The 7838-nt window shown below is 68.9% G+C and carries 5 protein-coding genes and 2 pseudogenes; 1 reads left to right on the top strand and 6 read right to left on the bottom strand.

What is annotated here, in order from left to right; translation table 11 throughout:
- Window positions 1-117: pseudogene (locus RMP08_RS06410) on the top strand (DNA polymerase III subunit beta); the annotation flags it as partial.
- Here the strand turns inward: RMP08_RS06410 and dnaN are convergent.
- From dnaN to RMP08_RS06380, 6 genes and pseudogenes are all read right to left on the bottom strand, one after another.
- A pseudogene (gene dnaN / locus RMP08_RS06405) lies at window positions 117-1094 on the bottom strand (DNA polymerase III subunit beta); the annotation flags it as partial. The pseudogenes RMP08_RS06410 and dnaN overlap by 1 nt on opposite strands.
- A gap of 86 nt (window positions 1095-1180) precedes the next feature.
- On the bottom strand, window positions 1181-3286 hold the full coding sequence (locus tag RMP08_RS06400) for an ATP-binding protein (protein ID WP_310468163.1): 2106 nt from the start codon (window positions 3284-3286) through the stop codon (window positions 1181-1183).
- Window positions 3287-3417: 131 nt separating this feature from the next.
- The gene (locus RMP08_RS06395; RefSeq protein WP_310468162.1) at window positions 3418-3987 is read right to left on the bottom strand and encodes a fasciclin domain-containing protein; all 570 of its coding nucleotides are present in this window, start codon (window positions 3985-3987) and stop codon (window positions 3418-3420) included.
- An 87-nt stretch (window positions 3988-4074) separates the two neighbouring features.
- Window positions 4075-5463 carry a hypothetical protein gene (locus tag RMP08_RS06390; RefSeq protein ID WP_310468161.1) on the bottom strand — a complete coding sequence of 463 codons (1389 nt, stop codon included), beginning with the start codon at window positions 5461-5463 and terminating at the stop codon, window positions 4075-4077.
- A 97-nt stretch (window positions 5464-5560) separates the two neighbouring features.
- Entirely contained in the window at window positions 5561-6871 is a 1311-nt protein-coding gene (locus RMP08_RS06385; protein WP_310468160.1) for an MFS transporter, read from the bottom strand.
- Between the two features lie 46 nt (window positions 6872-6917).
- On the bottom strand, window positions 6918-7790 hold the full coding sequence (locus tag RMP08_RS06380) for an alpha/beta hydrolase (protein ID WP_310468159.1): 873 nt from the start codon (window positions 7788-7790) through the stop codon (window positions 6918-6920).
- Window positions 7791-7838: the final 48 nt, after the last annotated feature.

Here is a 7838-nt window from a genome sequence, read left to right as displayed (position 1 = left end):
GAAAAGACCCGCGCGGTCAAGATGAGCCTCGACCGCGACCGCGTCACCTTGTCGGTCACCAGCCCCGAGAATGGCGTGGCGACCGAGGAGCTGGCCGCCGACTACGGCTCGGAGGGCATCAGATAGCGGGCGTTGAAGCCGATCTCGATCCCGTCCGAGCCGTAGTCGGCGGCGAGTTCCTCGGTCGCCACGCCATTCTCGGGGCTGGTCACCGACAAGGTTACGCGGTCGCGGTCGAGGCTCATCTTGACCGCGCGGGTTTTTTCGCTGGCGATGGTCGAGACGCGGTCGACGCCCTGCATGAAGGTCTTGGGATCGAGCTTCAACAGCTTGTCGTTGGCGGTCGGGATGACGCGGTTGTAATCGGGGAAGGTGCCGTCGATCAGCTTCGAGGTGAGCACCGCGCTGCCGAGCCCGAAGCGGACTTTGGTGGGCGACAGCGAGACTTCGACGGTGCCTTCGACCTCGTCGAGCAATTTGCGCAGCTCGGCGACGCATTTCCTCGGGATGATCACGTCGGGCATGCCGTCGGCGCCGTCGGGCTTGGGCACGGTGACGCGGGCGAGGCGGTGGCCGTCGGTCGCGGCGGCTTTCAGCTGGTCGTCGACGAGGTGGAGGAAAATGCCCATCAGATAGTAGCGGGTTTCCTCGCTCGAGATGGCGAAACGGGTCTTGTCGATGATCTGGCGCAGGGTCGCGGCGGGGAGCTCGAAGCGGGTCGGCAGTTCGCCCTCGGCGATCACCGGGAAATCGTCGCGGGGCAAGGTCGAGAGATTGAAGCGGGCGCGCCCGGCGACGACCTGCATCTTGCCCTCGGCTGCGGCGATCTCGACCTGGCTGCCCTCGGGCAATTTGCGGATGATGTCGAACAAGGTGTGGGCGGAGACGGTGGTGGCGCCGGCCTGGTCGACGTTGGCGGGGACGCTTTCATCGACCTGGAGGTCGAGATCGGTCGCCATCAGGCGGATCGAGCCATCGTCGCGGGCCTCGATCAGCACGTTGGAGAGGATCGGGATGGTGTTGCGGCGCTCGACCACCGACTGGACGTGGCTGAGGCTCTTGAGGAGTGTCGCCCGTTCGATCGTCGCCTTCATCTGCTTTTTTCCGCCCCTGAAGCCTCAAGCTCGCGTTCGTTATAGCGAGCCGGACCGCCCATGCCAGTGGCGATGCAGCGAAAAGTCTAGGCCGAGTTGCGGCGGCGTTCGGCGCGTGGCGGGATTGCCACGGCGAGCGAGGTGAGGGCGAGTCCGGCGTGGCGCTCGAGCTCGGCCAGCGCGCGCGCGAGGTGAACCGCCGCCAGCGGCCGCTCGAGGGCGGCGGCGGCGGCCCCGACCGCGGTCGCCCCCATGCTCAGCGCCGCACCTTTGAGCGAATGGGCTTCGTGCCGCAGCGGGGTCAGGTCGGGCTTGGCGGCCAGCCGGCGGATGGTCGCGGTGCGATCGACCAGCTCGCGCTCGAGCAGCTTGAGCAGCGCCTCGACCCGGCGCGGCCCGAGCACGCCGCGCAATTCTTCCAGCCGGCGCGGGTCGAGCGGAGACGCCGCGGGGGGCATGGCGTCGTCCGGTGGGACGGCGAACCGCGCCGGCTGTTGCGCGATCGCGGACAGGCGCGCGCGCAATTCTTCCGAGTTGATCGGCTTGGTCATGAAGCCCGTCAGCCCGGCATTGTCGTAGAAGCGCCGCCGCTCGGCCGAGGCGTCGGCGGTCAAGGCGATGATCGGTGCGTCGGCGCACGGGCCGGCCGAGGCGCGCACCGCGCGGGTCGCGGCGAGGCCGTCCATTTCGGGCATCTGCATGTCCATCAGGATGCAGTCGAACGGCTCGGCCAGCGCCGCCTCGACCGCCAGCCGGCCGTTGGCGACGCAGGTGGCCTGATGGCCGAGCCGCTTGAGCATCGCGCCGACCACCAGCTGGCTGATCGCATTATCCTCCGCCACCAGCACCCGCAGGGCGCGCAGCGGACTGTCAGGCTGGCCGTCGCCGGCGGGGCTCGCCGCCGCCGCTTCCGCCCACGGCGTGCCCGCGGCCAGCGCGAGCTCGAAAGAAAAGGTCGAGCCGCGCGCGGGGCGCGAGACCAGGCGCAGGGTGCCGCCCATCGCCTCGACCAGCCACCGGCTGATCGACAGGCCGAGCCCGGTGCCGCCGTGGCCGCGCGCGTTGTCGGCCTGGGTGAACGGCTGGAACAGGCGTTTCTGCTCGGCCGCGCGGATGCCGATTCCGCTGTCTTCGACCGCCACCCGCCAGCACTGCAGCGGGCCGTCGCCGGGGCGGCCGGCGACGGTTACCGTGACGTGCCCGGCGGCAGTGAACTTGACCGCGTTGCTGATTAAATTGCACAGCACCTGCTGGAGCCGGACGGAGTCGCCGCGGACCACCGGCGAGGCCGGGCAATCGAGCGCCAGCGACAGATGCAGGCCCTTGCGGGCGGCGGCGCTGGAATACATGTCGATGGTCGAGCGGGCGAGCGCCGCGAAATCGAAGTCATGGTGGTCGAGGCTGAGCTTGCCCGACTCGATCTTGGCGAAATCGAGCACGTCGTCGAGGATCGCCATCAGCAAGTCCGACGATTGGCGCATGGCGTCGAGATATTGCACGCGGTCGGCCGGCGCGGGGTTGCCGCGGAGCAGCTCGATCATCCCCAGCACGCCGGTCATCGGGGTGCGAATCTCGTGGCTCATGGTGGCGAGGAACTGGCTCTTGGCCTTGGCCGCGGCGCGCGCCGCGTCGCGCGTCGTGATCAGCTTGCGCTCGGCCGCGATCGTGTCGCTGATGTCCGAAACGATCCCGAACAGCCCCGGCCGGCCCGCGTTGCCGCCTCCGTCCCGCCGAACCTTGAGGGCAATGGTGCGCAGCTTGCCGTCGCGCCGCCGCAACCGGGCGCGGCACTCGACCGGTGTGCCGGCGCGGGCCTTGGCGAGGCAGCGCAGCAGGGGACGGCGATCGGCGGGGTGGATCAGCGCCAGCGCATCGGCGCGCGAGACGGCACGGGCCGCGATTCCCGCGATGGCGCGCGCCTGGCCCGAGCATTCGACCGCGGCCGCACCCGCGACCAACCTCCAGTGGCCGAAATCGGCGAGTTCCTCGGCCATCAGCAGCATGCGGTTGGACGCGCCGATGCGCGCCCGCTCGCGGGTGAGCAGGGCCGCCGGCAGGACCAGCGCGCAGGTTACGGCGAGCAAGGCGATGCGGACCGTGCCGCTGGTCAGCAGGAAGGAGGCGAGGAGGAGCGCCGCGACAATCGCTGCCGCGGTGACCGGGACGCTCGGACGGACGGTCAAGGCGCGCATCGAGCGGCCCCCTTTCCAAGCGCCAGATATAGCAACGGCCGACGCGCGTGGCGCCGGCCGTTAACTCCGTTGCGGAGCCAATTTTACAGCGTTTCTATACGGCCACGATTGTTTCGCGTCCGTATCGGCGGCTAGGACGCGCTCGGCATCAGCACGGTGTCGATGCCGTGCACGACTCCGTTGGAGAAGCGCTGGTCACCGCTGACCACGCTCGCCTTGCCACCCGCCGAGTCGGTCAGCACGACCTTGTCGCCGTCCTTGGTCGCGGTCAGCGTGCCGCCGCCCATGGTCGCCAGCACGGCCTTGCCCTTGCCGTTGTCGATCGCCTTGGCGATGTCCTCGGCGAGCACCGTCCCGGGCAGGATGTGGTAGGTCAGCACGCGGGTCAGCTCGTTGCGCGATTCGGGCTTCATCAGCGTATCGGCGGCACCGGCCGGCAGCTTGGCGAAGGCGGCGTCGTCGGGCGCCAGCACGGTGTAGGGACCGGGGCCGGCGAGCGTGGCGTCGAGCCCGGCGGCCTTGGCCGCGGCGAAGAATTTTCCGTTGGGGTCGAGGCTGGCGGCGATGGTCTTGTTGCCGGCGGCGTCCTTGGCTTCGCCGGTCTGGGCCGGTGCGGCGGCGTTGCCGTCAGCGGCCTGGTCACAGGCGGCGATAGCGACAAGCGAAGTGGCGAGGCCGAGGGCGAGCAAAGTGCGGGTCATTCCCGTTCTCCTGAAGCGATTTCGGATGGATAACGAAATGGCCCGGCAGCGGTTGCCGGGCCATTCCATATTTACGCGGGTAAGCGGTCAGACGATGGCGGAGATGATCGCGGTGATCAGCTGCGTCGTCGGATCGACCTGGTAGATGTTGCCGTCGTTGTACCGGTACATATTGTCCGCGGTGTCATAGTAGCGGTCGCGGTAGTCGAGCGGCACGTTGTAGGCGTCGTAGCCCATCGGCAGCCGCTGGCCGACCGAGAGGTCGTTGGCGAGCAGCGCGACCACCGAATCGACCAGGTTCGAGCTGCGGTCGACGCGGTAGATGGCACCCGGGCCGTAGCGATAGGCGTAGTCGCTGTCGTCCTCGTAATAGTCGCGATACTGGTACGGCACGTTGTACGCCGAGTAGCTGTACGGCAGCATCTGCCCGACGCCGTAGCCGCCCGCCATCAGCGGCACGATATCCTCGATCATGCCGGTGTCGCGGTCGATTTCGTAGACGTTGCCGTTGGCGTAGCGGTAATAATCGTCCCCATTGTCGCGGTAGAACGGCTGGTAGTAGCTCGGCATCGAATAGCTCGAGTAAGCCGAGGGGAACGCCTGGCCGAGCCCGAGGCCGCCGGCGAACAGCGGCAGCAGCGACGCGATCAGATTATCGCGGCGGTTGACCTGATAGAGGTAGCCGTCGCCGTAGCGATAATAATAGTCGTCGTTGTCGCGATACCGCTCGCGCAGATAATAGGGCAGCTGGCGGTCGCGGTATTGCGACGGAACCAGGCGGCCGAGATAGGCCTTCTTGGCCTGGCCCGGGGGCAGGCAGCCATTGTCCTTCTTGTCCAGGCCCGGCGGGCAGAACGACGCGTTCCAGCCGCGGTAGCGGTCGGCAAAGCGGCGATCGTCCCAGTCGTCACGACGGTCGCGGCGGCCGTCCCAATCGCCACGGCGATCGAAGCGGTCGTCGTCAAAGCGGGCGCGGACGATGTCGCGCTGACGGTCGTTGTCGCGGTCGCGACGGGCGAAGCGGCGATCGTCGCGATCGAAGTCCTTGGCCTTGATCTTGACCTTGCGGTCATCGCCGCGCTGGTTGACCACGAAACGGTTGCCGCGGTCCTGCCGGGCTGCCTTGCGGTCCTGCTTATCGCCACGGTCGAGCATCGCGAAACGCTGCCCGCCGCCACGATTTTCAGCACGGGCGAAGGACTTGTCGTTGCGCCGCTCGGCGCGCGCGAACGCCTTGCCGCCGCCGCGCTGTTCGGCGCGGGCAAACGCCTTGCCGCCGCCTCGGCGGTCGGCCCTGGCCGCAACGGCCTTGCCGCCACCACGGCGCTCGGCCTTGGCAACGCGGACCTTGCCGCCGCCACGTTCGGCTTTGGCGGCATGGGCCTTGTGACCGCCGCCTTTTTCACCGCGCTCGGCACTGGCCGGGGCGGCAATCGCCAGCGCGGCAACGCCGGCGGCGAGGAACAATCTGGTCATGATAAACTCCTTTGGATTCCGCTATTAACGGTTGGCGACAAGCGCCGTTCCCCGTTCCGGCGGGGTTCGCGCCCGGCCTAGCCGACCAAGCTGAACCTCAGGTTGCGGAGTCGTTGGGCCGTGCAGCAGGCGCGTGGAAGTCCCGCGCAAGGCGCCGCGCGGCGAACAAATAGAAGATCGCCGACAGCGCGTAGAAGCCGAGGCCGTAGAGCACCGAGTAGCGCAGGGCCTCGGTGCCGTAGGCGGCGGTCATGCGCGTTGACATCTCGCCGAACACCCACACGCCAAAACCGATGCCGATGAAATTGTTGATCAGCAGGAACGCCGCCGAGGCGGTCGCGCGCATCGACGCCGGGACCAGCAATTGCACCGCGCTCAGCACCGGCCCGAGCCACGCCAGGCCGAGCATCTGGGGAATCACGAACAGCAGCCAGGCGGCGGTCAGCGAGGGAGCGAACAGCCCGGCGGCGTAGGCCGGAGCGGCGATCAGGAAGCAGATCGCCGGGATCAATGCGTAGGCGGCCGGCCGGTCCTTGCCGAAGCGGTCGCCGACGACCCCGCCGAGCCAGGTTCCGAGCATGCCGCCGACCAGCACGATCGAGCCGTAGAACCAGCCGATGTCGCCGAGCGACAGGCCGAAGCTGCGGGTGAACAGAGCGGGCAGCCAGAAGATCAGCCCGTAGCCGAGGATCGAGCCCGAGGCGGCGCCGAACGACAGCAGCCAGAAGCTGGGGTTGCGGGCGAGGGTGGCGGCGACCTCGGCGAACGGCGGTGCATCGTCGGCCATCACCGCATCGGTGGCGCCGCGCTTCGGCTCGGGCACGAACAGCTTGAGCAGCAGCGCGGCGGGCAGGCCGGCGAGGCCGACCACGATGAACGCGGTGCGCCAGTCGATGCTGCTCGCGATCCACCCGCCGAAGAAGATGCCGAGCGCCGAGCCGAGCGGGATTCCGAGCGAGAAAAAGGCCAAAGCGCGAGCGCGGCGCGACGGCGGGAAATAGTCGGAGATCAGCGAATAGCTCGGCGCCACCCCGCCCGCCTCGCCGATCCCGACCCCCATCCGCGCGGCGAACAATTGCCAGAAATTCTGCGCCAGCCCGCACAGCGCGGTAAACAGGCTCCACACCGCGACCGAGGCCGAGATGATCGCGATCCGGCTCTTGCGGTCGGCGAGCCAGGCGATCGGCAGCGCCAGGGTCGAGTAGAACAGAGCGAACGCAACCCCGCCCATCAGCCCCAGCTGGCGGTCGCTGAGCCCGAGCTCGGCCTTGATCGGCACCGCCAGCACGCCGATGATCTGGCGGTCGACGAAGTTGAACACGTAGGCGAGCAGGAGCAGGAGGAGGACGCGGTTGCCGAGCCCGCGCCCCGGCGCCACCCCTGCCTCGCCCGCGTCTGGCTGATTCATTGTTTAACCCTTTCGGCTTCGGCAGGCGGGCCCACGCAACTCGCGGTCAGGGCACGGTTCGCAAGAATTGCGCGATGGCGTCAATCGCGGCGGGCTCGGTCAGCGCTGGGGCATGGCCGACGCCGGGCACGACACAGGACTGGGCGTGCGGTGCGGTACGCTTCATGCGGGCAGCGAGGTCGGCGGTAATCAGATCGGACAACTCGCCGCGGATCAGCAGCAGCGGGCGCCCGCGGGCAAGCCGGCGGAATAAAAAGGCGGCGATCCACCGCGCAGCCCTGCCCGGCGGCTTGCGCAGGGCGGCGGAGATCGCCGGGTCATAATCCAGCACGGGAACGCCATTTTTGTCGCGGAAGGTGCGCCGGGTGAGGTCGCGCCATTGCTCGGCATCATAAGCCGGGAAGGATGGCGCATACGCCTGCCGGACGTAGTCGGCCGCGTCATCCCAGCTGCGGATCTCGACCGGCTTGCCGGCATAGCCGAGAATGCGCGCGACGCCCTCAGGCGCGATCGCGGGGCCGACATCGTTGAGGATGGCGGCCGCGATGGCGTTCGGCCGGAGCGCCGCCAGAGTCATGGTGATCAGTCCGCCCATCGAGGTGCCGAGGAACACCGCGCGCGGAGCGTGCAGCGCCGCCATCATTTCCACCACGTCGCGCGCGTAGATCGGCGGGCGGTAGTTGGCCGGGCTGGGGTCGCGGTCCGATTGGCCGCGGCCGCGGACATCGGGGACGATCACCCTGCGGCCCAATCCGGCGATGATCGGCGCGACGCCCTCGAAATCCTTCGAGTTGCGGGTCAGCCCGTGAAGGCAGATGACGGGTAGCCTGGCCTCCCCGCCGGCGCCGGCATAGTCGCGGGCATACAGCGACAGGCCGTCACGGGACGTCCAGCGTCGTTCGGTGAAGCCGGTGGCCATGGTCGAGGCCGGATGAGCGGGGGCCGCGGACCGGGTCCGGCGGCCCCC

It is taken from the genome of Sphingomonas sp., assembly GCF_031426035.1.
In the GTDB taxonomy this organism is placed as follows: Bacteria; Pseudomonadota; Alphaproteobacteria; order Sphingomonadales; family Sphingomonadaceae; genus Sphingomicrobium.
The sequence above is the reverse complement of the archived record's forward strand: the minus strand, read 5'-3'. Positions and strand labels throughout refer to the sequence as shown.